Source organism: Rhizorhabdus sp. GW822-FHT03C02 (assembly GCF_058801765.1).
Window position 1 is genome coordinate 63,397 of record NZ_JBXANN010000012.1, and the last position, 22,325, is coordinate 85,721.

A 22,325-nucleotide genomic window follows, 5' to 3' on the forward strand; every position below is an offset into this window, starting at 1 on the left:
TATGCGATCAGTTGAGCGGCTGGTCGCGGAGCCGGTCGATCTCGTCGGCCAGATGGGTCGACCGGTCGGTCAGGATCCGTTCGAGGACGGCGACCCGCTGTTCGAGGCGCTCGGTCTTGGCGGCATATTGCGCGGCCTTTTCGGCGGTGTCGCGCGATGCCGTCTCGATCTGGCGCTCCTTGATCCGCAACCATTGCTGGACCGTGCGGGCGGCGATCGCGGTCAGCGGGATCAGCACCCAGACCCAAGTAGCAATTCCGTTCATGGCGAAATTCCCGTTGCTATCAGTTGGCCGGGCCGCGCAGCGTCTCGATCTCGCGGTCGAGCCGGTAGCTGCTGTCGGTGACGATCCGCTCGACATTGGCGAGGCGATCCTTGATCGCGGAGAGCTCGGCGCGAAGCTGGGCATTCTCCTGGCTGAGCAGCTTGACCCGCTCGACCATCTCCTCGTTCTGGCGCGGATAGACCGCCTTGCCCCAGCTGTTTTCGAGCGGGTAGCCGTGCTTGATCCTGAGCCAGGTGGTGAAAACCCACCCGCCGACACCGAGGACCACCGCAAGCGCGGCGACCGGCGCCAATATGTCGAATGGAATAACCATCGTTCAAACCCCTAAACTTTGATCCGATTGTCGTTTTCCAGCCTCGTTCACGGTCTTTTCGACGAACGGCATGCCCGATCGATCAACCGCATGGGCCGGTCAGCGCAGCGCGTCGATCTCGCGCGCCAGTGCCGAATTGCTCGTGGTGACGTGGGTCTCGACGTCGGCGATGCGGCGATCGATGTCGCGGAACTTCGCGCGAACGTCGCGGACCGAATGGCCGGGGCGCGCCCGCACCGTCTGCCAGAATTTCTCGTCCTCGCGATTGCCCTCGTAGAACTCGCGCGGCTTGTCGTTCGCCACCCAGGCGGTGACGAAATAAGCGAGGATCGCCCAGCCCGAGGTCATGAAGGTCAGCAGCACGACCCCGACCCGGATCAGCGTGACGTCGATGCCGGTATAATCGGCGAGCCCCGAGCAGACGCCCGACCATTTGCGGTTACGCTTGTCGAGGTAGAATTTGGTGCGACGAGCGGACATTTCGAACTTTCCTTCCTGTTATATGGGCTGGGTGGGATTGGCGGCGATCAATGCTCGCGGCGCCAATCCTCCTCACGGGTGCGTTCCGGGGGCTGGCGGGGGCGCCAGGTGGGATCCTCGGCACTGAGGATCCGCTCCAGCGTCGCCAGCCGGTCGTCGAGCCGGCGGGCCATCTCATGCATGTCGTCGAGCAGGCGCTCGTCCTCGACCGTGAGACCGCCATTCTTCTTCCACTGGGTGACATAGTGGAAGATCAGCCAGGGCAGGCCGATGAACAGCATGCCGACGACGCCGATAGGGACGAGTACGTCTTCCATGACGATCAGGCCTCCTTGCCGGCGCTACGGGCCTTGAGCGCGGCGAGCTCGGCTTCGACCTTGTCGCTCGAGCGGAGTTCGGCGATCTCCTCGTCGAGGCTCTTCGGCGCGGCGCCCATGCCGGCGGCTTCGGCGCGGCCCTCGGCCCAGTCGACCCGGCGCTCCATCATCTCGAAGCGCGAGAAGGCGTCGTCGATCTTCGGGCCCGCGTACATCTCGCGCATCTTGGCGCGGTTATGTGCGGATTCGAGCCGGGCGACGATGCTGTTCTGGCGGGCGCGGGCTTCGCGCAGCTTGCCCTGCAGCTTGGCGATATCGGCTTCCGAAGCCTTGAGTGCCTCGTCGAGCAGCGCGATCTCTTCGTTGAGCTGGTCGGCGAGGTCGCCGGCCTTCTGCTTTTCGACGAGCGCGGCCTTGGCGAGGTCTTCGCGATCCTTGGAGAGCGCGAGTTCGGCCTTCTCCATCCAGTTGGCCTGCACCGTGTCGAGCTTGGCGATCTGGCGGCGCATTTCCTTCTGGTCGGCGATCGTCCGGGCGGCGGAGGCGCGGACTTCGACCAGCGTCTCTTCCATCTCGAGGATGATCATGCGGATCATCTTCGCCGGATCCTCGGCACGATCGAGCAGATCGGTGACGTTCGCGGCGATGATGTCTCGGGTTCGGGAGAAGATTCCCATGGTACAAAACTCCTTCGGGGGCGTTCGGGGTTGTTGTGGTTTAGTTGGCGACGGTGGTGGCGGGAGCCGCTGCAACCGAAGCGATCGGGGCGGCCTTGGCGGGGCCCGCCACCGCGACGATGGAGGCGGTCGAGAGGATCAGCGCGCCGATCGAGGAAACGGCGATACGCTGGAGGTCGATCTTGTCGAACATCGGTCTTGTCCTTGAATGCGAATATCCTGTCCGGCGGGGCCGGTATGTCAATATCATTGCAGACTCCGTGCCAATTTCGATTTTTGCCTGTTTTCAAGGAGATGGTGGGGATTGGGTTGCGGGTTGGTATTTTCCGCTTGCGACATGTTGGGAAAATCCGCCAACTGTCCGCGTGGAACGGGAAAATGCCTTCATCGGCCAGTCTTTGGCCTTTCTGGACTCGGTCGAGCGCGCGAGCCGCGCCGCGGAGCTGAACCGGCCGGTGCTGGTGATCGGCGAGCGCGGCACCGGCAAGGAACTGATCGCCGAGCGGCTTCATCGCCTGTCGAAGCGCTGGGACGGGCCGCTGGTGACGATGAACTGCGCGGCGTTGCCCGAGACGCTGATCGAGGCCGAATTGTTCGGGCACGAGGCGGGATCGTTCACCGGCGCGACCAAGGCGCGGGTCGGGCGGTTCGAGGAGGCCGATGGCGGTACCCTGTTCCTCGACGAGCTCGCGACCCTGTCGATGGGGGCGCAGGAAAGGCTGCTGCGCGCGACCGAATATGGCGAGGTTACGCGGATCGGGTCGTCGCGGGCGATCCGGGTCGATGTCCGCATCGTCGCCGCGACCAACGAGCATCTGCCCGAGCTGGTCGAAAAGGGTCGCTTCCGCGCCGATCTGCTCGACCGGCTGTCGTTCGAGGTGGTGACGCTGCCGCCGCTGCGCGCGCGAGAGGGCGACGTGCCGGTGCTGTCCGACCATTTCGGCCGACGCATGGCCGCCGAGCTCGGCTGGCCCTATTGGCCGGGTTTCGGGCCCGAGGCGACGCAGTTGCTCGCGCACTATGACTGGCCCGGCAATGTCCGCGAACTGCGCAACGTCGTCGAGCGCGCGGTCTATCGCTGGGACGATCCCGAGCGGCCGGTCGATGCGATCCAGTTCGATCCGTTCGAAAGTCCGTGGCGGCCGGCGGCGTCGGCGGTGCCTGTGCCGGGGCCGTCGCTGGTCGCGACGGGGCAGCCGACCAACGATCCCGCGCCCGGCCTGCCGGTTGCGGCGGCGCCCGCCTTCGCGCCGGCGCCGGTCGTGTCGCTCGACTGCGAGGATTTCCGCGCGGCTTGCCTCGCGCATGAAAAGGGATTGCTCGAGGCCGCGCTAAAACGCTGCCGCTTCAACCAGCGCGCGACCGCGCTCGCGCTCAAGCTCACCTATGACCAGCTTCGCCACGCGCTGCGGCGGCACGAGCTGCTCGACCGGGCGAGCTGAAGGCGATGTCGTCGAAGCTCGCCGACCGCCTCTTCGCGAGCTTCGACCGGATCTATATCGTCAATCTCGTCCATCGCGCCGATCGCCGCGACGAGATGGCCGGCGAACTCGCGCGGCTGGGCACGGGCTTCGCCGATCCGCGGATCAGCCTGTTCGAGGCGGTGCAGCCCGCCGATGCCGGACCGTTTCGCAGCGCCGGCGCGCGCGGCTGTTTCCTGAGCCATCTCGGCGTGCTGCGCGACGCGCTGGTGCACGGACACCGCCATATCCTGCTGCTCGAGGACGATGCCGACTTCCCCCCACGGATCGACACGCTGCTGCCGGCGGCGCTCGACGCGCTCGATCGCGGTTTCGGGATCTTCTATGGCGGCTATGCGCTGCCCGATGGCCGCGCGATCCCGCCGGGGCGGCCGGTCGCCCGGATCGAGCCGGCCCGCCCGGTGCGGCTGACCCACTTCATGGGATTCGATCATCACGCGGTCGAGCGGCTGGTGCCCTATCTCGAACTGATGCTCACCCGCCCCGCGGGGAGCGCCGAGGGCGGCCCGATGGACGTCGATGGCGCCTATAGCTGGTTCCGCGCGGCGCATCCCGAGATCGCGACCTGGCTTGCTCGGCCCCAGCTCGGCGTCCAGCGGCCATCGCGGACCGACATTTCGCCGCCGGGTTTCGTCGACCGGCTGCCGCTGCCGACTCCGGCGCGGCATGCGATCCGCGCGGTGCGCCGGGTGTGGCGCCGCCGCGCGGGCCTGTAGGCGATCTCGACGCCGGATAGGCGGCCGGATCAGCAAGACCGTCGACGCGATATCGATCGACTTCGCCGGGCTTATCGATGAGTTCTGCTTGATGCAGCGCCGGAACGATCGTCTCCAAGTGGAAATTTTCGTTGGACCTGCGTAGGATTCGGTTCGTTGAGGGGGCGTCCCTCAAGTTCTTCAACGGAGATTCCTGCAATGGCGTTCATCCTGCCCCCGCTGCCTTTCGACAAGGCGGCGCTCGAACCCGTCCTGTCGGCCGAGAGCTTCGACTATCACCACGGCAAGCATCACAATGCCTATGTCGTGAAGACCAATGGCTGGATCGACGAAAAGGGTCTGGCCGGCAAATCGCTGATCGAGGTGGTGCAACTCGCCAAGGACACCGGCGACAAGGGCCTGTTCAACAATGCCGCGCAGATCTGGAACCACAGCTTCTTCTGGCAGGGCCTGGCCCCCGAGGGTTCGACCAAGCCGTCCGACAAGCTCGCCAAGCTGATCGAGAGCAGCTTCGGTTCGCAGGCGGCGCTGCTCGAGAAGCTGGCCGCCGAAGCGGTCGGCCATTTCGCGAGCGGCTGGGCCTGGCTGGTGCTCGAGGGCGACGCGCTCAAGATCACCTCGCTCCACGACGCCGACACGCCGCTGGTCAACGGGCTGACCCCGCTGCTGACGCTCGATGTGTGGGAACATGCCTATTATATCGACTATCGCAACCTGCGGCCGAAGTTCGCCGAGGAAGTGCTCGGCAAGATCGTCAACTGGGACTTCGTGTCGCAGAATCTCGACGGCGAAGGCGCGTCGCGCGCCGACCAGCAGCAATAAACTTTCTGCGCGGCATGATTCCTTCGGGGATCATGCCGCGCGAATGTCGTCGAGGAAGGCGTGGAGCCGGTTCTGAAGCGCGGTCGACCGCGCGGTCAGGGTTCCCGCCACCGCGATCATGCCGTCGACATTGGCCGCCGCCTTGGCCGCGGTCTCGCTGATATCGTGGGCATTCTGCCGGATATGGCCGTTCGCGGCCGCGGCATCGGCGACGTTCGCGGCGATCTCGTGAGTCGCCGCACCATTGCGGCCGACCGCCGCCTCGATCGAGGCCGAGAGACTGTCGAGCATCGCGATCGCCTGTTCGAGCCCGTCATGATGGCTGGCGACGCCGTTGATCGCCTGGCGGATCGTCGCCATCTGCCCGCTCACCCGCCCGGCGGCATCGCGGGTCTGTCCGGCGAGCGCCTTGACCTCCGACGCGACCACCGCGAAGCCACGCCCGGCGCTGCCGGCACGCGCCGCCTCGATCGTCGCGTTGAGCGCGAGCAGGTTGATCTTGCGGGCGATCGTATCGATCGTCCCGATCACGCCGCTCACGTCCGACAGGATCGCCACCAGTTCGCGCGACCGCATCCCGCCCTGGAAGATCAGGTCGGCGGCGTGGGCCGCCGAGCGATTCGCGTCGGCGGCGTCGATACCGAGAATGTCGAGCGCGCGCGCCAGCGCATCGCCCTGCGCGGCGATCGCGGCGACATTGTCGGCGGCCTGGCTCGCGGCCGTGGCTACCGACATGCTGCGCACCCCCGCGGCGGCGGCGCGATCGCCCATCTGCTCGGCCGATTCGATCAGCCGCGTCGAAATCTGTTCGATCTCGACCGATAGCGCCGCCGCCTCCTCGCGCATCGTCAGGCTCGCCGCGTCGATGCGGCTCAGCCGCTCGATGCGTTCGGTGGCGACCGCGGTCTCGCGCGCCGCGGCCAGCCGCAGCAGCGCGCCATTGTCGATCGTGCCGACGAACCGGCCCTGCCGGGTGAGGAGCAGCGCGTCGTGGCTGCCGTTCTCGGCGATCCGGTCGAGCATAGCCGGAAGCCCGGCGTCGATCTCGCTCACCGGGACCCGGCTCGTGTAGCGCGCGAGGTCGCGCGAAAAGCCGGGGTTGAGCATCAGCGAATAGCCGAACGGGCTGAGCAGCTGGGCGCGGATGCGGCGTTCCTCGATCGCGCCGACCGGCCGCCCGCCATCGTCGAGCACCGGCAGCAGCCGCAGCCCGTCATGGTCCTGGAACAGGGCGATCACCTGCGACAGCTCGGTGTCGAGGCGGACCGCTAGGCGGGACAGCAGCGTGGCGGGCGGTTCGGCGGGGACAGCGGGGCTCGTCATGCGGCTTCGCTACCGCGCAGAGGGTAAAGCCAAGGTAATTTTCGCGTGACAGTTCGATGTCAGGCCGCAGAAATCCGCGATTTTTCCGCGCGATAAAATCCGTCGGGCCGATCAGCCCTGCGGCGGAATCGGCGTTTTCTCGGGGTCGGCGTTGAAGCCGTGCCGGGTTAGCATCGGGAAATTGGCGAGCGCGAACAGGATCGTCGCCGGCATCGCGCCCCACAGCTTGTAGCCCAGCCAGAAGTCCATCGACGTCGTCCGCCACACCGCCTCGTTGGCGACCGCCATCGCCAGGAAGAACAGCGCCCAGTTGCGGGTCAGCTTGCGCCAGCCGAGGTCGGACAGGCCGGGAAAGGACTGGCCGAGCACCATCTTGAGCGTCGGCCGGTCGGTGTAGAGCCCGAATCCCAGGATCGCGGCGACGAGCAGATAATAGATGCTCGGCTTCATCTGGATGAAGCGCGGATCGTTGAGCCAGACGGTGAGGCCGCCGAGCACCAGCACCATCGCCCCCGAGAACCACAGCATCGCCGACACCCGGCCGTGGAGCAGCCGCGACACGAAGATCGCGACCGCGGTCGCCGCCATGAACACCGCGGTCGCCATGATCGCGGCGCGCGACACCGGCAGGTGCAGGACCGACTTCATCGCCCAATAGGCGACCAGATAGACGATCAGCGGACCCAGATCGATCGCCGCCTTCAGCAGCGGGCCGGGTTCGCGATTCGCTTTCAGCGAGGTGCTGTTCACTTGGTGATCCTCTCCACGCCCGCGATCGCGCGGGCCACTTCGGCCGGATCGAAGGGGCGCAGATCGCCAATCCCTTCACCCAGTCCGATGGCGTGAACCGGCATCCCGTATTTCTCCGCCGCCGCGACCAGTACGCCGCCACGCGCCGTCCCGTCGAGCTTGGTCATCACGAGGCCGGTCACGCCTGCCATTTCCTTGAATATCTCGATCTGGCTTAACGCATTCTGTCCGGTGGTGGCGTCGAGCACCAACAAGACGTCGTGGGGCGCCGCCGGGTTGAGCCGGCCGAGCACCCGGCGGATCTTGGCGAGCTCGTCCATCAGCCCGGCCTTGTTCTGCAGTCGGCCGGCGGTGTCGACGATCAGCACGTCGGTGCCGATCTCGGTGCCGCGCTTGACCCCTTCGAACACCAGGCTCGCGGCGTCGCCGCCCTCCTTGCCCGAGATGATCGGCACCCCGACCCGGTCGGCCCAGACCTTGAGCTGGCCGATCGCCGCCGCGCGGAAGGTGTCGCCGGCGACCAGCATCACCTGATAATCCTGCTCGGTCAGCAGATGGGCGAGCTTGGCGATGGTCGTGGTCTTGCCCGAACCATTGACCCCGATCACCAGGATCACCTGCGGGCGCGGAAACGCCTCGATCTCGAGCGGCTTGGCGACCGGCGTCAGGATCTTCTCGATCTCCTGCGCGACGATCAGGCGGATATCGTCCTCGGTCAGCCCCTTGTCGTAGCGGAAGGCGTCGAGTCGCGCGCGGATCTTCGCGGCGGTCGCCGGGCCCAGGTCGGACGCGATCAGCGCCTCCTCGATCTCGTCGAGGGTCTTGTCGTCGAGCTCGGCGGTCGAGAGCAGCCCGGACAGATTCTGGCCGAGCAGGCTGGATGTGCGCCGGAAGCCGCCCAGCAGCTTTTCGTGCCAGGGAGTTTCGCTCATGCGGGGGTTCCTGTGAGGCTGTTGCCGTCCAGCGCGACGCGGACGGGGATGATCTGTCCGACCATATTGTCGGTGTGGATCGCGGCAAGATCGATGCGCGCGAAATTGGGGGCATGGCCGGCGCCGCCGCGCTCGACCAGCACGTCCTGGACGGTGCCGGCGAGACCGCGCCGCCAGGCGGCCTGGCGTGCCTCGGCCTTGTCGCGCAGCTTTTTCGCGCGCGCCCTGATCGTATCGCGGTCGAGCTGCGGCATCCGTGCCGCCGGGGTGCCGGTGCGTGGCGAGAAGGGGAAGACATGGCCGAAGACGATGTCGCAATCGTCGATCAGCGCGCTGGTGTTCGCCGCCATCGCCTCGTCCTCGGTCGGGAAGCCGGCGATCAGGTCGGCGCCGATCGCGATCTCGGGCCGCTTCGCCTTGAGCCGCTCGACGATCGCGACCGCCTGCGCCCGGCTGTGCCGGCGCTTCATCCGCTTGAGGATCATGTCGTCGCCGGCCTGGAGCGACAGATGGACATGCGGCATCAGCCGCGCCTCGCCGGTCAGCAGCTCGAACAGCCGGTCGTCGATCTCGACCGAATCGAGCGAGGACAGCCGCAGCCGGCGGAGCCCGGGCACATGGACGAGGATGCGTTCGACGAGCTGGCCCAGCGTCGGGCTGCCCGGCAGGTCGGGGCCGTAACTGGTCAGATCGACCCCGGTCAGCACCACCTCGGCATGGCCGCGATCGACCAGCGTGCGGATATGGTCGATCACCGCGCCCGCCGGCACCGACCGGCTGTTGCCGCGGCCAAAGGGGATTACGCAGAAGGTGCAGCGATGGTCGCAGCCATTCTGCACCTCGACGAACGCGCGGACATGGTCGGCGAAGCCCGACGCCAGATGCGGCGCGGTCCGGCGCAGCGCCATGATGTCGGAGACCCGGACGTCGGCGGTGCCGGTCGGCATGAAGCGGAACAGCGCGGCGTCCTGCTTGTCGGCATTGCCGATCACCCGCGCGACCTCGGGCATCGCCGCGAAGCCGGCGGGTTCGATCTGGGCGGCGCAGCCGGTGACGACGATGCGCGCCTCGGGGCGCGCCCGGGCGGCCTTGCGGATCGCCTTCTTCGCCTGGCGGACCGCCTCGGCGGTGACCGCGCAGCTGTTGACGATGATCAGGTCGTGCTGGTCGGCGGCGAGCGCCCGCATCGTCTCGCTCTCGGCGATGTTCAGCCGGCAGCCGAACGAGATCAGGTCGGGACCGCTCATCCTGCCGGGGTCAGACCGGCGCGAGATCGGTGGCGCCGAGGTCGATCATGCCGGTGAAGACATGGGTCGCCGGGCCCGACATCAGGATCGGCCGGCCGGGGGCCCAGTCGATGACCAGCGAGCCGCCGGGCAGGGTCACCGTCACCGGCGTATCGACCAGCCCGGCGCGGATCGCCGCGACCCCGGTCGCGCAGGCGCCGGTGCCGCAGGCGTCGGTGAGCCCGACGCCGCGCTCCCACACGCGCAGCCGCAGATGGCGGCGATCGTCGACGGTCGCGACATTGACGTTCACCCGCTGCGGGAAGAGCGGATCATGTTCGATGATCGGCCCCAGCCGCGCGAGATCGACGATGTCGGTCTCGGCAACGAAGAAGATGACATGCGGGTTGCCGACATTGACCGCGGCCGGCGCGTCGAGCTCTTCCCAGCCGACCGGCATGGCGCGGGTGTCCATCGCATAGCCGAGCGGGATCGCGTCCCAGTCGAAGCGCGGCGCGCCCATGTCGACCGAGACGGTGGCGCCGATCGTGCTGCCCTTCAATATGCCGGCGAGCGTCTCGATGCTGGTTTCGCCGCCGAGCAGGCTCACGACGCAACGCGTGGCGTTGCCGCAGGCCTCGACCTCGCTGCCGTCGGCGTTGAAGATCCGCATCTTCACCTGCGCGACCTGGCTTGGTTCGAGCAGGATCAGCTGGTCGCAGCCGATGCCGGTCTTGCGATCGGCCAGCGCCAGCGCGCGCGCCGAGGTCATCGCGACCGGCGCTTCGCGCGCGTCGATCACGACGAAGTCGTTGCCCAGCCCATGCATCTTGTGAAACTGCACCATCGGGCGCGATCTAGGGATTACGGCTCCGCAAGTCCATAAGAGCCGCCTTGTCGGCATAGGCGAATATGTGGATGGTCGTGCGCGATGACCCGCTGCTTCCTCTGCGATCACAGGATCGAGCCCGCGCCGGCGCGCGTCACCTGCCCGTTGTGCGGGATCGTCTTCGATCCGGCGCAGCGTGAACGCGCCGCCACCGAACTGGCGGCGCTGCTCGATCGGACAAGCCTCGCGGTGCCGCCGTCGGGCCTGACAGGCGCGTCGGGCTGGACGCTGCCGCTGGCCGGGTTGCGGATGGCGGCGAGCCGGGCCGGGCGGCAGGCTATTCCGGCGGGGCTCGCGCGATTCGTGCCGTTGCCGCTGCTCGACCGGCTGGCCGGGGGGATCCGGGTCGCGCTGGCGCCGCGTCCGGCCGGAACCGGCGCGAAGGTCGCGCTCGGCTGCATCGCGCGCACCAGCGAGGCCGGCGCGCTCGACCTGTTCGTCGAGCGCTATGCGGACATCTTCGCGCAATTCATCTTCATGCTCGACGGGCGCGAGGCCGAGGCGCGGGCGATCGCCGATCATCTGCGGACGCTGGCCCCCGGCGCCGACATCGTCGTCCGCGCGCAGGCGCTGGCGGGCGATTTTTCCGCCCAACGCAACCGCGCGCAAGCGCTGTGCACGGTGCCGTGGATCGTCCAGCTCGACACCGACGAGCAGCTCGACCGCGGGCTGATCGAATCGCTCGGTGCGGTCGCCGCCGAGGCCGAGGCCTGGGGCACCAGCATCGTCGGCCTCCCGCGCGCCAATCTGGTCGATGGCCAGCTCTCGAATTTCTACCCCGACGTCCAGTATCGGCTGACCCGTTCGCATGTCCGCTATCATCGCCGGGTCCACGAGACGCCGCTCGACGGGGTGCACTGGCGTCAGGTCGCGGTGTCGCTGGCGGGCCGGATCGAGCATCAGCTGTCGCGGGCGCGGGTGATCGAGCGGTCGCGCCAATATGAGGCGATCGCCACGGGCGGCGGCAAGCCGCAGGACGAAAGCTGGCTGCTCGAAGCCTATGAGGCGTAGTTTGGTTCGGCCCCCAAACGCCGGGCGGGACGCATCCGCGTTCCTGGGCTTTCTAGAGCATGTCCTGATCAGGTTGATCAGGACATGCTCTAAATTGTCTTTGTTTTCCGCATTTTCCGAGCCGTCAGGTGATGCCACCTGACTTGAAAATGCTCTAGCATAGGCCTGGGTGGCTGTCCGGCCTTGCGCGCTCAGACCGCGCGGAGGCGGTCCTGGCGGCCGGCGACGATCGCGCCGGTGCGGTGGACCGCGGCGACACCCGCGAGCTGGCCCTTGCCCGCGAGCAGTGCGGCGGTGGCGCGTGCGCTCATCGGGCGGCCGAGATGCCAGCCCTGGCCGGTAGTGCAGCCGGCCTGGCGCAGCAGCGCCTCGATCTCGGCGGTCTCGACGCCTTCGGCGAGCACCGCGACCCCGAGGCTCTTCGCCAGCCCGATCACGGTGCGGACGACGACTTCGCTATTCTCCTCGTCGACCATCGTCGTCACGAAGCTGCAGTCGATCTTGATCCGGTCGAGCGGGATCGTCCGCAAATGGGTGAGGCTCGAATAGCCGGTGCCGAAATCGTCGATGGCGATGCGAATGCCCTGATTGCGGATCGAGGCGATGATCGCGGTGGCGCGCGCGGGATCCTCGAACAAGGCGGTCTCGGTCAGCTCGATCTCGAACCGTTCGGGCGGCAGCCCGGTTTCGGTCAGCAGCTTGACGAGCTTCTGCGCCAGCCAGGGGTCGCGCATCTGCGCGGGCGCGATATTGACCGCGAGGCTCAATCCGGAATTCCAGCCGGTGGCTTCGGTCATCGCCGCGCGGATGACATGCATCGACAATTCGCCGATCAGCCCGCATTCCTCGGCGACCGGGATGAACAAAGCGGGCGGGATCAGGCCGCGATCGGGATGTTCCCAGCGCGCCAGCATCTCGAAGCCGGTGATCTGCCGGGTCGCCAGATCGAACTGGGGCTCGAAATAGGGGACGATCTCGCCGCGGGGGAGGGCGTCGCGCAACGTCTGCTCCAGCGCGCTGCGCGCGTCGCGCTCGCGCTCCATGCCGGCATCGAACCAGGCGAAGCGATTGCGTCCGGCATGTTTGGCCGCATAGAGCGCGATGTCGGCGCGCAGCATCAGCCGGTCGACCGTCGCGGTATCCTGGTCGGTGCGGGCGATGCCGATCGAGGCGCCGATCTGGGCGTGGACATCGCCGATCATGAAAGGCTGCGCCATCCGGCCGACGATCGTCGCGGCGATCGCATCGACCGTCCCGGGGGCATTGCGGTCGAAGGCGAACAGGCAGGCGAATTCGTCGCCGCCGAGCCGGGCGACCAGCGCGTCGTCGGGCAGCGCCGCGCCGATCGCGATGCTGGTCGCTTGGAGCAGTCGGTCGCCGACGCCATGGCCATAGCGGTCGTTGACCGATTTGAAATGATCGAGATCGATCATCAGCATCGCCACCGGCCGGCCGAGCGCGGTCTCGCGCGCGATCAGCCGGTTGCCGACCTCGTCGAGTGCGCGCCGGTTGCGGGTGCCGGTCAGCGGGTCATGGGTGGCGAGACGCCGGGCATGGCTTTCGGAGGTTCGCCGGCGATGGATTTCGCCCTGGAGAACGCGGAATCGCCGCCAGCCGAAGCCGACACCGGCGGCGTTGAGCAGCAGCACGACGAGCAGCACCTTGTCGCTGACGCCGAGGCCGTGGGTGCGCAGCGAGTGGATCAGGGTCCAGGCCGAAACCAGCACCAGAAGCAGGGCGAAGGCCGTCATCGCCGCGGTCAGGATGTCGCGACGATCGTCGGCGCGTTGCTCGGACACGCCTTCAGGGGGTGGGACGGCGTCGCCGGCCATCATTTTCCTCTCTGGAGCCTCGACCGCCATTAGCCGATCGTCGATTAACAAGATGTAAAAATCGATGGTTAACGCTGCTGGCCGGCGCGGGTTGCAATCGATAATCCGGGGCCATGCACCATCGCCTGCCCGCCCTTTTCGCTTTGCTGCTGGCGGTCGGGCTGGGGGCGAGCTGGGCCGTCGGGTCGATCATGGTCCGGACCCGGCCGAGCGTGGTGGCGCCGGCGCGGCCGCCGGCCGAGGATCTGCGCCTGACCGCCGCCGACGGAATCGGCATCGCCGCCACCTACCGGCCTGGCCGCAGGCCCGATTCGCCGGGGGTGCTGCTGCTTCATGGCAATGATTCGTCGCGGGCGGTGAACGCTGCAAACGCCGCCTGGCTGGCGGGGCAAGGTTTCGCGACGCTGGCGATCGACTTTCGCGGGCATGGCCAGTCGAGTCCGGCGACGCACAGTTTCGGCCTGTTCGAGGCCCGCGACGCGCGGGCCGGCTTCGCCTGGCTCAAGCGGCACCAGCATGGGGCGCCGGTCGCGGTGATAGGCGCCTCGCTCGGCGGCGCGGCGAGCCTGCTCGGCGAAGATGGGCCGCTGCCTGCCGACGCGCTGGTGCTGCAGGCGGTCTATCCCGATCTGCGCCATGCGATCCGCAACCGCATCGCCTCGATCGTCACGATCGGTCCCGCGCTGCTGCTCGAGCCGCTGTTGAGCTTCCAGGCGCTGCCGCGGATGGGCGTCTGGCCGGCGCGGCTCGCGCCGATCGACGTGCTGCGACACTATCATGGGCCGGTGCTGGTGATCGGTGGCGGGGCCGATCGCTACACCCCGCCCGGGGAAACCCAGGCGCTCTACGCCGCGGCGGCCGGGCCGAAGGCGCTGTGGTTCGCCCCCGGGGCCGACCACGCCGCGGCCTGCGTGCTGGAGACCCCGGCCTATCGCGCCCGGCTGCTGGCCTTCCTGCACGCGACGATCGGACGCCGCGACCTTGCCGGCCAGCGCGCGGCCATCGGCCGTCGCGACCTTGCCGGCCAGCGTGCGGCCATCGGCCGCCGCAACCTTGCCGGATCGCGCCAAATCGGCTAGGGGCGCCCTCGTCGTTTCGATACGAACGCAAATCACCAGCGTCCAAGGACGCCCGCTGGCCGGCGAGGTTTCGCCCGCCGGCGTATTTTGCGTTATGCATCAAGTGGCTGGAATCATGGCGCAATGTCGCGTCGGGAGTATGGCATGTTCGAAAGTCTGAGCGATCGGCTGGGCGGTGTGTTCGACAAGCTGCGGGGACGCGGCGCGCTGAACGAATCGGACGTGCGTGCGGCGATGCGCGAGGTGCGGATCGCCCTGCTCGAGGCCGACGTCGCGCTGCCGGTGGTTCGCGAGTTCGTCGACAAGGCGACCGAACAGGCGATCGGCCAGAATGTCCTGCGCTCGGTCACCCCGGGCCAGCAGGTCATCAAGATCGTCAACGACGCGCTGGTCGAGATGCTCGGATCGGACGCGGTCGACCTGAACGTCGACGTGACCCCGCCGGCGGTGATCATGATGGTCGGCCTGCAGGGCTCGGGCAAGACCACCACCAGCGCCAAGATCGCCAAGCGGCTGACCGAGAAGAGCCGCAAGAAGGTGATGATGGCGTCGCTCGACGTCAATCGCCCGGCGGCGCAGGAACAGCTCGCCACGCTCGGCACCCAGACCTCGGTCGCGACGCTGCCGATCGTCCAGGGCCAGCAGCCGGTCGACATCGCCCGGCGCGCGCTCCAGGCGGCCAAGCTCCAGGGCTATGACGTCCTGATCCTCGACACCGCGGGCCGGCTCCATGTCGACCAGGCGCTGATGGAGGAGATGAAGGCGGTCGCGTCGGTCGCCGAGCCGCAGGAGATCCTGCTCGTCGTCGACGCGCTGACCGGCCAGGACGCGGTCAACGTCGCGCAGAATTTCTCGGCGCAGGTTCCGCTGACCGGTGTCGTGCTGACCCGGATGGACGGCGATGCGCGCGGCGGCGCCGCGCTGTCGATGCGGTCGGTCACCGGCAAGCCGATCAAGTTCGTCGGCACCGGCGAGAAGCTCGACGGGCTCGAGCTGTTCCAGCCGGGCCGGGTCGCAGGCCGCATCCTCGGCATGGGCGACGTCGTCAGCCTGGTCGAGAAGGCCGCCGAGACGATCAAGGTCGAAGAGGCCGAGGCGATGGCCGCGCGGATGGCCAAGGGGCTGTTCGACCTCAACGACCTGCGCAACCAGCTCAACCAGATGACCCGGATGGGCGGCCTGTCGGGGCTCGCCGCGATGCTGCCCGGGGTCAAGCAGGTCAAGCAGGCGATGGCCTCGGGCGCCGCCGACGACAAGGTGCTGGTGCGGATGGACGCGATCATCGGATCGATGACCCCCAAGGAGCGCCGCAAGCCCGAACTGCTCAACGCCAAGCGCAAGATCCGCGTCGCCAAGGGGTCCGGCACCACGGTGCAGGACGTCAACAAGGTCCTGAAGATGCATCAGGAAATGGCGACGATGATGAAGAAGATGAAGAAGATGGGCGGGCTCAAGGGCCTCGGCGCCCTGCTCGGCGGCGGTGGCGGCGGCCTGGGCGGCCTTGGCGGGCTGCTCGGCGGCGGCGGAGGAGCCGGCGGTGCCGGCGGTCCGGCCGGCGGCGGCCTGGGTGGCCTGCCCGGCGGGCTTCCCGGCATGCCCGGCAATCCCCAGGGGCTGCCCCCCGGTTTCCAGAATTTCCTGAAAAAGAAGTGATTTAACCCAGAATTTTCGAAGTTTCAGAAAGGAAGTCTCAATGTCCGTTTCCATCCGTCTCGCCCGTGGCGGCGCCAAGAAGCGTCCCTATTACCGCATCGTCGTCGCCAACTCGCGCAGCCCGCGCGACGGCGCCTTCATCGAGAAGATCGGGTCGTACAACCCGCTGCTCGCCAAGGACGACGCCAACCGCGTCGTGATCGACGCCGATCGCGCCAAGCATTGGCTGTCGGTCGGTGCGCAGCCGACCGATCGCGTCGCCCGTTTCCTCGACGCCGCCGGCGTCAAGGAGCGCGCTGCCCGCAACAACCCGAAGCGTGGCGAGCCCGGCGAGAAGGCCAAGGAGCGCGCCGAAGAGCGTGCCGCCAAGATCGCAGCCGCCGAGGAAGCCGCCAAGGCTCCGGTCGAAGAGCCGGCCGCCGAAGTTGCCGCCGAGGAAACCACCGAGGCGTGAGCCCTGGTCGGGGGTGGATGACGCGTCATGGCATCCGAGGATAATATGGCGACGATTCCACCCACCCCCTCTGCCGAAGACCAGCCCGTCACGCTCGCCGTCATCATCGGCGCGCATGGCGTGACGGGCGAGGTGCGTCTCAAGCTCTTCACCGAAGAGCTGAAGGCCTATCCGAAGCTGACCGGCGCCGGCCGCGGCTTCACCGTCAAGTCGCTGCGTCCCGGACCCAATGGCGCGGTCGCGCGGCTGGCCGAGGTCACCGACCGCAATGCCGCCGAGGCGTTGCGCGGGACCGAGCTGACGGTGCCGCGGTCGGCGCTGCCGCCGCTCGGCGAGGGCGAATATTATCATGCCGACCTGATCGGCCTCGCCTGTGTCTCGACCGACGGCAGCGATCTCGGTCGGGTCGTGCTGATCGAGAATTTCGGTGCGGGCGACGTGATCGAGGTCGAGCGGCCGACCGGCAAGCGCTTCATGGTGCCGATGAAGCCCGAGGCGGTTCCCGAGTGGACCGCCGAGCGGCTGGTGATCGACGCGGCCTGGGTCGAGGCCTGAGGCTTAGGGAGATTCCCCTCAACGGGAAATCACTTTAGAGCATGTCCTGATCAGATTGATCAGGACATGCTCTAAATTGTCTTTGTTTTCCGCATTTTCCGAGCCGTCAGGTGATTCCACCCGACTTGAAAATGCTCTAAGCCCGCCGCATGACCGAAGACAGCCTCGCCCGTATCGCCGCCGCGCTCGAACGGATCGCGCCGCCGCTTGCCCCGCATGCCGATCCGCTGCTCCACCCCGCTTATGTCTGGCGCGACGGCGGGCTGGCCGAGGCGCGTGCGTTCGCGCCGCTGCCGCTCGACCTGCTCAACGGCATCGACACCCAGAAGGCGGCGGTGCTCGAAAATGCCCGGCGGCTGGCGATGGGCGCGGCGGCGCATGATGTGCTGCTCTGGGGCGCGCGCGGCGCGGGCAAGTCGGCGCTGGTCAAGGCGACCGTCGGCGCGCTCCAGCACGAAGGCTATGATATCGCGCTGATCGAGGTCGCCGGCGAGAAGCTCGACCTGCTGCCGCGGCTGTTCGCGGCGATCGCGAACGTCGAACGCGCCTTCATCCTGTTCCTCGACGATCTCGGCTTCGACGAGGCCGCGGGCGGGCAGGGGCCGCGGCTGTTGCGGTCGCTGCTCGAAGGCGGCGCCGAGGCGCGGCCGGCCAATGCCCGGCTCCATGTCACCGCCAATCGCCGCCATATCGTCCCGCGCGATCTCAAGGAACAGGACAGCCCGATCAACCCGCGTGACGTCGTCGACGACAAGCTGGCGCTCGCCGATCGCTTCGGCCTGTCGATCGGTTTCCATGTCGTCGACCAGGACCATTATGTCGCGATGGTCGCTGGCTATGCCGCGGCCTATGAGCTCGCCTTCGAACCGCTCGAGGCGATCGCCTGGGCAACCCAGCGCGGCAGCCGCTCTGGCCGCGTCGCCTGGCAATATGTCGTCGAGCTGCTCGGCCGTGCGGGAAAGCATATTTGATTTTTAGCCCTCGGACGCCGGGTGGGGCGCATCCGCGCCCCTCGGCTTTGCGGGTCCGTTTACACTGCTTCAGCCGCTGTTGCGGAGCGCCGTCGCGATCGCGTTGATCGACAGCTGGATGCCTTCGCGGACCCGGGGATCGTCCTCGCCGGCGCGGTGGCGCTTGAGCAGTTCGATCTGGAGCAGGTTGAGCGGCTCGATATAGGGCAGGCGCAGCCGGATCGACTGGTCGAGCGCGGGATTCTTCTGCAGCAGCCGGGTCTGGCGGGTGACGCTCAGCAGGCAGTCATGGGTCATCTGCCAGCCTTCGCGGATCCGCCCGAAGATCGCCTCGCCCATCGCCTTGTCCTCGACCAGCGCGACATAGCGGCTGGCGAGATCCATGTCGGACTTGGCGAGCACCATTTCGAGATTGGCGAGCGTCGACTGGAAGAAGGGCCAGGCCTCGAGCATCTCGCGCAGCAGCCCCATGTCGCCGAAGCCCTTGAGGGCATGGCCGACGCCGTACCAGCCGGGCAGCATCACCCGCGCCTGCGCCCAGCTGAACACCCAGGGGATCGCGCGCAGATCCTCGATCCGGTCGCTCTTGGTGCGGCTGGCGGGGCGCGACCCGATCTTCAGGTCGGCGATCTCGGCGATCGGCGTCATCTGGCGGAAGAAGGTGCGGAAACCCTCGGTGTCGTAGACGAGGCCGCGATAGGACTGGAACGCCTTCGACGACAGTTCGGACATCGCCTTGCCGAAACGCTCGGCCTCGTCGGGCTTGAGCAAAGGCTTTTCGAGGCTGGCGAGCAGGGTCGCCGAGGTGACCGCCTCGAGATTCGCCATCGCGCTTTCGCGGGTGCCATATTTGGCGGCGATCACCTCGCCCTGTTCGGTGATGCGGATGCGGCCCTGGACGGTGCCCGGCGGCTGCGCGCGGATCGCCGCGAAGCTCGACCCGCCGCCGCGACCGACCGAGCCGCCGCGGCCGTGGAACAGCTGCATCGCCGCCCCCGCATCGGCGAACACCGATTTGAGCGCGCTCGACGCTTCGTGAAGGCTCCAGACCGAGGTCAGATAGCCGCCATCCTTGTTCGAATCCGAATAGCCGACCATCACCTCCTGATAGCCGCGCACCGCGGTGACCGCGGCGACCTCGGGCAGGCCGAACCAGCTGGTCATGACCTCGGGCGCGCTTTCGAGATCGCCGATCGTCTCGAACAGGGGGGCGACCATGATCGCGGCCCGCGGCGGATCGCCCGGGATATAGAGGCCGGCTTCCTTGAGGACGATGTTGACCTCGAGCATGTCGGAGACGGTCGCCGCCTTCGAGATCAGATAGGTGGTGATCGATTCGGGGCCGTAGAGCTTGTGCGCCTCGGCGGCCGCCTCGACGATCGCCAGTTCGGACAGCGTTTCGTCGGCATATTCGCCGAACGGGGTGCGCAGCAGCCGCTTGCTCGCCAGTTCCGAGCGCAGCAGCGCGACCCGGGCATCCTCGTCGAGCGCGATATAATCGGCCTCGACCCCGGCGACCTTGAGCAGGTCGGCGATCACCCGTTCGTGGACGTCCGAATTCTGGCGCATGTCGAGGGTGGCGAGGTGGAAGCCGAAGGTTTCGACCGCGCGGATCAGTCGGCCGAGCGCGCCGCCGCCCGACAGCGACCCGGCGCCGGTGCGGTTGAGCGCCTGGCTGAGATCGACGAGATCGGTGCGCAGTTCGGCCGGCGTGGCATAGGCGCCGCCTTCGGCTTCGGTCTTGGGCAGCCGCTCGGGGGTGCGGCCCGAAAGCTGTTCATAGGTCTTGGCGAGCCGCGAATAGATGCCGGTGATCGCGCGGCGATAGGGTTCGTCGCTGCGGGTCGAGCTCTTGTCGCCGCTGGCTTCGGCGAGCTTCTCGACCTCCCAGGTGACGTCGGCGAGTTCGGTCGAGATCGACAGTTCGGCGCCGAGCGCGTGGAGCTGGCGCAGATAATGGCCGACCACCGCCTCGGCGCCGCGCGAGAGCGCGAGCCGCAGCGAGTCGGCGGTGACGAAGGGATTGCCGTCGCGGTCGCCGCCGATCCAGGTGCCCGGGCGCAGGAAGCTCGCCGGGCGGTGGCCGAGCGCGCGCTGCCAGCGCGAATAGAGCGCGGGAAGCGCGGGGAGGAAGACGTCGCGCAGATAGGCGAGCGCGGTCTCGACCTCGTCGGCGACATAGAGGCGCTCGCGCCGGAGCGGGCGGGTCTGCCACAGCAATGCGATCTGGCGGTAGATCGCCTGGTCGATCAGGTCGCCGTCGACGGTCTCGGTGCGGCCGATATCCTTGAGCGCCATCAGCTCGGCGATATGGTTGCGATGGTCGATCATGCTCTTGCGCCGCACCTCGGTCGGGTGGGCGGTGAGCACGGGGGCGATCAGCGAGCGGTCGAGCAGTTCGAGCGCCTGGCTGCGCGAGATCCCCTCCTTTTCGAGCCGGTCGAGCGCGGCCGCGACATCGGCGCCGGGTTCGGCGGCGACCCCCTGCCGGTCCTCGGCAAGGTTGGCGAGCATCGAGAACAGCATGAAGCCGCGTACGAAGGCGAGGGTGTCGTCGAGGCTGAGCGCGTCGAGCCCCGGATCGACCGTGTCGGCATCGACGATCCCGCGCGCGCGGTCGACCGAATTGGATCGGATATATTCGATCCGTCGGAACAGCTGCTCGCCGCCATAGGCCCGGATCACGTCGCCGAGCAGGCGGCCGAGGAAGCGGATGTCGGGATTCTGGGTGATGGGCGGGGCGCTGGACATGGACGAATGCTGCGCCGCACACAGGCCGCCCGTCAATGTCGGAAATCAGTGTCCAGCGCCCATAACCTCAAATAAAACCCTCTCAGGCTTCCAGTTCGATGTCCCAATAGAGCCAGTCGCGCCAGCTCTGGTGGAGATAATGCGGCGGAAAGCTTCGGCCATGTTCCTGGAGCTGCCAGCTGGTCGGCCGGATCGGCTGTTCGTAGAGTCGCATCCCCGCCTGTTTGGGGGTGCGGCCGCCCTTGCGCAGGTTGCACGGCGCGCAGGCGGTCGAGACATTCTCCCAGGTCGTGCGGCCGCCTTGGGCGCGGGGGACGACATGGTCGAAGGTCAGGTCGGCGCCCGATCCGCAATATTGGCAGGTGAAGCGGTCGCGCAGGAACAGGTTGAACCGGGTGAAGGCCGGATGTTCGGACTGGCGCACATATTGGCGCAGCGCGATCACCGACGGCAGCTTCATGGTGTGGGTCGGGCTATGGACCTCGCGCTCGTAATTCGAGACGATGTCGACCCTTTCGAGGAACACCGCCTTGATTGCGGTTTGCCACGACCAGATGCTGAGCGGATAATAGCTAAGCGGAGTATAGTCCGCGTTGAGCACGAGCGCCGGGCAGCTATCGGGATGTCGGATGAGATCGGGGTGGTACATGAACGAACCAGGGCCTCCCGCACGTGATGGTAGAGCCCATCCGGCTTGCCCCAGGTTCCGTTCGCACACCGGAACGCAAAGCCTGTCCGGCTGCGCCCTTGTGATCACGCCTTTGGCTGCAAAGCGTGACATGCGCATGACAGCATCATCATTGACTCGCCGTCAAGAGTCCGTCTGCCGAAAATGATCATTTCCCGATTCGCACCGAGCCCGACCGGGCGCCTCCATCTGGGCCACGCCTATAGTGCGGTGCTCGCCCACGACCTCGCGCGCGGCGCCGACGGGCGGTTCCTCGTGCGGATCGAGGATATCGATGCCGGCCGCAGCCGTCCCGAGCATGTCGAGGGGATTTTCGAGGATCTGCGCTGGCTCGGCCTCGGCTGGGACGACGAGCCGGTGTTCCAGTCGCAGCGGATGCCGCTCTATGGCCGCGCGCTTGCCGATCTCAAGGCGCTGGGGATGGTCTATCCCTGTTTCTGCACCCGGTCGGAGATCGCCGCCGAGATCGCCGCCAGCGCATCGGCGCCGCACCCTCCGGCGTCGGGCCCCGACGGGCCGCTCTATCCGGGCACCTGCCGCCATCTGAGCGACGACGATCGTGCGGCGCGGATCGGCTGCGATCCGCATAGCTGGCGGCTCGACGTCGAGCGCGCGCTGGCGCTGACCGGCCCGCTCGGCTGGTGGGACGAACGCCGCCGCCGGGTCGAGGCCGATCCGCGCGTCCATGGCGACGTCGTGCTGGCGCGCAAGGATCTCGGCACCTCCTATCATCTGTCGGTGACCGTCGACGACGCCGCGCAGGGGGTGAGCGACGTGGTGCGCGGCGCGGATCTGTTCGCGGCGACCCATGTCCACCGGCTGCTCCAGGCGCTGCTCGGCCTGCCGACCCCGCGCTATCATCATCACGACCTGATCGCCGATGCCGATGGCCGGCGGCTGGCGAAGCGGCATGGCGCGCCGAGCCTGAAAGCCTTGCGCGAACAGGGGGTTGACCCAGTCGGGCTGGTGGCGGGGCTGCGAATCGGCGAGGCGCCGTTCGCCGGTCTGCCCGTGGAGTCCTGATCACAGTCGCGATTCAAAGCGTCGAACCGTTGCCCTTTGACTTGATCCGCTGCCCCGCCAGCCGCTAACGGGTCACGCCCGCATAGGTTGGCAGGG

At 67.8% G+C, this 22,325-nt stretch carries 24 protein-coding genes; 10 read left to right on the forward strand and 14 right to left on the reverse strand.

Annotation, left to right across the window (positions count from 1 at the left end):
- Positions 1-7 precede the first annotated feature (7 nt).
- The 6 genes from AC1RM6_RS23915 to AC1RM6_RS23940 all read right to left on the reverse strand — a co-directional run bounded on the left by AC1RM6_RS23915 (position 8) and on the right by AC1RM6_RS23940 (position 2,266).
- Positions 8-265 carry a hypothetical protein gene (locus AC1RM6_RS23915; RefSeq protein WP_493105897.1) on the reverse strand — a complete coding sequence of 86 codons (258 nt, stop codon included), beginning with the start codon at positions 263-265 and terminating at the stop codon, positions 8-10.
- A gap of 19 nt (positions 266-284) precedes the next feature.
- Positions 285-599 carry a hypothetical protein gene (locus AC1RM6_RS23920; protein WP_493105899.1) on the reverse strand — a complete coding sequence of 105 codons (315 nt, stop codon included), beginning with the start codon at positions 597-599 and terminating at the stop codon, positions 285-287.
- 99 nt (positions 600-698) lie between these two features.
- Positions 699-1,079 carry an envelope stress response membrane protein PspC gene (gene pspC, locus AC1RM6_RS23925; RefSeq protein WP_493105901.1) on the reverse strand — a complete coding sequence of 127 codons (381 nt, stop codon included), beginning with the start codon at positions 1,077-1,079 and terminating at the stop codon, positions 699-701.
- A 47-nt stretch (positions 1,080-1,126) separates the two neighbouring features.
- A complete protein-coding gene (pspB, locus tag AC1RM6_RS23930; protein WP_493105902.1) occupies positions 1,127-1,396 on the reverse strand; it encodes an envelope stress response membrane protein PspB in 270 nt (89 codons plus the stop codon).
- Between the two features lie 5 nt (positions 1,397-1,401).
- Positions 1,402-2,073: a phage shock protein PspA gene (gene pspA / locus AC1RM6_RS23935; protein WP_493105904.1), complete on the reverse strand. Its 672-nt coding sequence runs from the start codon at positions 2,071-2,073 to the stop codon at positions 1,402-1,404.
- Between the two features lie 40 nt (positions 2,074-2,113).
- Positions 2,114-2,266, reverse strand: a complete 153-nt coding sequence (locus tag AC1RM6_RS23940; RefSeq protein ID WP_493105905.1) for a hypothetical protein — start codon at positions 2,264-2,266, stop codon at positions 2,114-2,116.
- A 172-nt stretch (positions 2,267-2,438) separates the two neighbouring features.
- Between AC1RM6_RS23940 and pspF the strand changes: the two genes are divergently transcribed.
- The 3 genes from pspF (at position 2,439) to AC1RM6_RS23955 (ending at position 5,092) form a co-directional block, all read left to right on the forward strand.
- On the forward strand, positions 2,439-3,515 hold the full coding sequence (gene pspF, locus AC1RM6_RS23945; protein WP_493105906.1) for a phage shock protein operon transcriptional activator: 1,077 nt from the start codon (positions 2,439-2,441) through the stop codon (positions 3,513-3,515).
- A gap of 5 nt (positions 3,516-3,520) precedes the next feature.
- A complete protein-coding gene (locus AC1RM6_RS23950; RefSeq protein WP_493105908.1) occupies positions 3,521-4,270 on the forward strand; it encodes a glycosyltransferase family 25 protein in 750 nt (249 codons plus the stop codon).
- 198 nt (positions 4,271-4,468) lie between these two features.
- Positions 4,469-5,092 carry a superoxide dismutase gene (locus tag AC1RM6_RS23955; RefSeq protein ID WP_493105910.1) on the forward strand — a complete coding sequence of 208 codons (624 nt, stop codon included), beginning with the start codon at positions 4,469-4,471 and terminating at the stop codon, positions 5,090-5,092.
- Positions 5,093-5,122: 30 nt separating this feature from the next.
- Here the strand turns inward: AC1RM6_RS23955 and AC1RM6_RS23960 are convergent, their stop codons facing one another.
- The 5 genes from AC1RM6_RS23960 to dapF all read right to left on the reverse strand — a co-directional run bounded on the left by AC1RM6_RS23960 (position 5,123) and on the right by dapF (position 10,170).
- Positions 5,123-6,415, reverse strand: coding sequence for a methyl-accepting chemotaxis protein (locus AC1RM6_RS23960; protein WP_493105912.1), 1,293 nt, complete (start codon positions 6,413-6,415; stop codon positions 5,123-5,125).
- A 111-nt stretch (positions 6,416-6,526) separates the two neighbouring features.
- Positions 6,527-7,165, reverse strand: coding sequence for an inner membrane-spanning protein YciB (locus tag AC1RM6_RS23965; protein WP_493105914.1), 639 nt, complete (start codon positions 7,163-7,165; stop codon positions 6,527-6,529).
- Entirely contained in the window at positions 7,162-8,097 is a 936-nt protein-coding gene (ftsY, locus tag AC1RM6_RS23970; protein WP_493105916.1) for a signal recognition particle-docking protein FtsY, read from the reverse strand. Before ftsY ends, AC1RM6_RS23965 begins: the two co-directional genes overlap by 4 nt.
- On the reverse strand, positions 8,094-9,344 hold the full coding sequence (gene mtaB, locus AC1RM6_RS23975) for a tRNA (N(6)-L-threonylcarbamoyladenosine(37)-C(2))-methylthiotransferase MtaB (protein WP_493105918.1): 1,251 nt from the start codon (positions 9,342-9,344) through the stop codon (positions 8,094-8,096). Before mtaB ends, ftsY begins: the two co-directional genes overlap by 4 nt.
- A 10-nt stretch (positions 9,345-9,354) precedes the next feature.
- Positions 9,355-10,170, reverse strand: coding sequence for a diaminopimelate epimerase (dapF, locus tag AC1RM6_RS23980; RefSeq protein WP_493105920.1), 816 nt, complete (start codon positions 10,168-10,170; stop codon positions 9,355-9,357).
- Positions 10,171-10,254: 84 nt separating this feature from the next.
- Here dapF and AC1RM6_RS23985 point away from each other — a divergent pair, with 84 nt between their 5' ends.
- The gene (locus AC1RM6_RS23985) at positions 10,255-11,223 is read left to right on the forward strand and encodes a hypothetical protein (protein WP_493105922.1); all 969 of its coding nucleotides are present in this window, start codon (positions 10,255-10,257) and stop codon (positions 11,221-11,223) included.
- Between the two features lie 191 nt (positions 11,224-11,414).
- Here AC1RM6_RS23985 and AC1RM6_RS23990 read toward each other — a convergent pair whose 3' ends face one another.
- Positions 11,415-13,055 (reverse strand): putative bifunctional diguanylate cyclase/phosphodiesterase, encoded by a 1,641-nt coding sequence (locus tag AC1RM6_RS23990; RefSeq protein ID WP_493105924.1) that lies wholly within the window; start codon positions 13,053-13,055, stop codon positions 11,415-11,417.
- 113 nt (positions 13,056-13,168) lie between these two features.
- Between AC1RM6_RS23990 and AC1RM6_RS23995 the strand changes: the two genes are divergently transcribed.
- The 5 genes from AC1RM6_RS23995 (at position 13,169) to AC1RM6_RS24015 (ending at position 17,767) form a co-directional block, all read left to right on the forward strand.
- Positions 13,169-14,134, forward strand: coding sequence for an alpha/beta hydrolase (locus AC1RM6_RS23995; protein ID WP_493105926.1), 966 nt, complete (start codon positions 13,169-13,171; stop codon positions 14,132-14,134).
- Between the two features lie 144 nt (positions 14,135-14,278).
- Positions 14,279-15,787: a signal recognition particle protein gene (gene ffh, locus AC1RM6_RS24000; protein WP_493105928.1), complete on the forward strand. Its 1,509-nt coding sequence runs from the start codon at positions 14,279-14,281 to the stop codon at positions 15,785-15,787.
- Positions 15,788-15,827: 40 nt separating this feature from the next.
- Entirely contained in the window at positions 15,828-16,241 is a 414-nt protein-coding gene (rpsP, locus tag AC1RM6_RS24005) for a 30S ribosomal protein S16 (RefSeq protein WP_493105930.1), read from the forward strand.
- Positions 16,242-16,286: 45 nt separating this feature from the next.
- Positions 16,287-16,796 (forward strand): ribosome maturation factor RimM, encoded by a 510-nt coding sequence (gene rimM / locus AC1RM6_RS24010; protein ID WP_493105932.1) that lies wholly within the window; start codon positions 16,287-16,289, stop codon positions 16,794-16,796.
- A 149-nt stretch (positions 16,797-16,945) separates the two neighbouring features.
- Entirely contained in the window at positions 16,946-17,767 is an 822-nt protein-coding gene (locus tag AC1RM6_RS24015) for an ATP-binding protein (RefSeq protein WP_493105934.1), read from the forward strand.
- A gap of 69 nt (positions 17,768-17,836) precedes the next feature.
- On the opposite strand, the gene ppc is transcribed toward AC1RM6_RS24015, so the two are convergent.
- On the reverse strand, positions 17,837-20,518 hold the full coding sequence (gene ppc / locus AC1RM6_RS24020) for a phosphoenolpyruvate carboxylase (protein ID WP_493105936.1): 2,682 nt from the start codon (positions 20,516-20,518) through the stop codon (positions 17,837-17,839).
- A gap of 82 nt (positions 20,519-20,600) precedes the next feature.
- Positions 20,601-21,167, reverse strand: a complete 567-nt coding sequence (locus AC1RM6_RS24025; RefSeq protein WP_493105938.1) for an HNH endonuclease — start codon at positions 21,165-21,167, stop codon at positions 20,601-20,603.
- A 183-nt stretch (positions 21,168-21,350) separates the two neighbouring features.
- Between AC1RM6_RS24025 and gluQRS the strand changes: the two genes are divergently transcribed.
- The gene (gene gluQRS / locus AC1RM6_RS24030) at positions 21,351-22,229 is read left to right on the forward strand and encodes a tRNA glutamyl-Q(34) synthetase GluQRS (protein WP_493105940.1); all 879 of its coding nucleotides are present in this window, start codon (positions 21,351-21,353) and stop codon (positions 22,227-22,229) included.
- The last annotated feature ends 96 nt before the right edge of the window (positions 22,230-22,325 follow it).

Bases quoted from the DNA above. Each gene is read 5' to 3' on its own strand.
- AC1RM6_RS23915 (WP_493105897.1), bottom strand. From the start codon at position 265: ATGAACGGAATTGCTACTTGGGTCTGGGTGCTGATCCCGCTGACCGCG.
- AC1RM6_RS23990 (WP_493105924.1), bottom strand. From the start codon at position 13,055: ATGGCCGGCGACGCCGTCCCACCCCCTGAAGGCGTGTCCGAGCAACGC.
- dapF (WP_493105920.1), bottom strand. From the start codon at position 10,170: ATGGTGCAGTTTCACAAGATGCATGGGCTGGGCAACGACTTCGTCGTG.
- AC1RM6_RS23955 (WP_493105910.1), top strand. From the start codon at position 4,469: ATGGCGTTCATCCTGCCCCCGCTGCCTTTCGACAAGGCGGCGCTCGAA.
- ftsY (WP_493105916.1), bottom strand. From the start codon at position 8,097: ATGAGCGAAACTCCCTGGCACGAAAAGCTGCTGGGCGGCTTCCGGCGC.
- pspC (WP_493105901.1), bottom strand. From the start codon at position 1,079: ATGTCCGCTCGTCGCACCAAATTCTACCTCGACAAGCGTAACCGCAAA.
- rpsP (WP_493105930.1), top strand. From the start codon at position 15,828: ATGTCCGTTTCCATCCGTCTCGCCCGTGGCGGCGCCAAGAAGCGTCCC.
- ppc (WP_493105936.1), bottom strand. From the start codon at position 20,518: ATGTCCAGCGCCCCGCCCATCACCCAGAATCCCGACATCCGCTTCCTC.
- pspA (WP_493105904.1), bottom strand. From the start codon at position 2,073: ATGGGAATCTTCTCCCGAACCCGAGACATCATCGCCGCGAACGTCACC.
- rimM (WP_493105932.1), top strand. From the start codon at position 16,287: ATGGCGACGATTCCACCCACCCCCTCTGCCGAAGACCAGCCCGTCACG.
- pspB (WP_493105902.1), bottom strand. From the start codon at position 1,396: ATGGAAGACGTACTCGTCCCTATCGGCGTCGTCGGCATGCTGTTCATC.
- AC1RM6_RS23985 (WP_493105922.1), top strand. From the start codon at position 10,255: ATGACCCGCTGCTTCCTCTGCGATCACAGGATCGAGCCCGCGCCGGCG.
- gluQRS (WP_493105940.1), top strand. From the start codon at position 21,351: ATGATCATTTCCCGATTCGCACCGAGCCCGACCGGGCGCCTCCATCTG.
- AC1RM6_RS23940 (WP_493105905.1), bottom strand. From the start codon at position 2,266: ATGTTCGACAAGATCGACCTCCAGCGTATCGCCGTTTCCTCGATCGGC.
- AC1RM6_RS23960 (WP_493105912.1), bottom strand. From the start codon at position 6,415: ATGACGAGCCCCGCTGTCCCCGCCGAACCGCCCGCCACGCTGCTGTCC.
- AC1RM6_RS23920 (WP_493105899.1), bottom strand. From the start codon at position 599: ATGGTTATTCCATTCGACATATTGGCGCCGGTCGCCGCGCTTGCGGTG.
- mtaB (WP_493105918.1), bottom strand. From the start codon at position 9,344: ATGAGCGGTCCCGACCTGATCTCGTTCGGCTGCCGGCTGAACATCGCC.
- ffh (WP_493105928.1), top strand. From the start codon at position 14,279: ATGTTCGAAAGTCTGAGCGATCGGCTGGGCGGTGTGTTCGACAAGCTG.
- AC1RM6_RS23950 (WP_493105908.1), top strand. From the start codon at position 3,521: ATGTCGTCGAAGCTCGCCGACCGCCTCTTCGCGAGCTTCGACCGGATC.
- AC1RM6_RS24015 (WP_493105934.1), top strand. From the start codon at position 16,946: ATGACCGAAGACAGCCTCGCCCGTATCGCCGCCGCGCTCGAACGGATC.
- AC1RM6_RS24025 (WP_493105938.1), bottom strand. From the start codon at position 21,167: ATGTACCACCCCGATCTCATCCGACATCCCGATAGCTGCCCGGCGCTC.
- AC1RM6_RS23995 (WP_493105926.1), top strand. From the start codon at position 13,169: ATGCACCATCGCCTGCCCGCCCTTTTCGCTTTGCTGCTGGCGGTCGGG.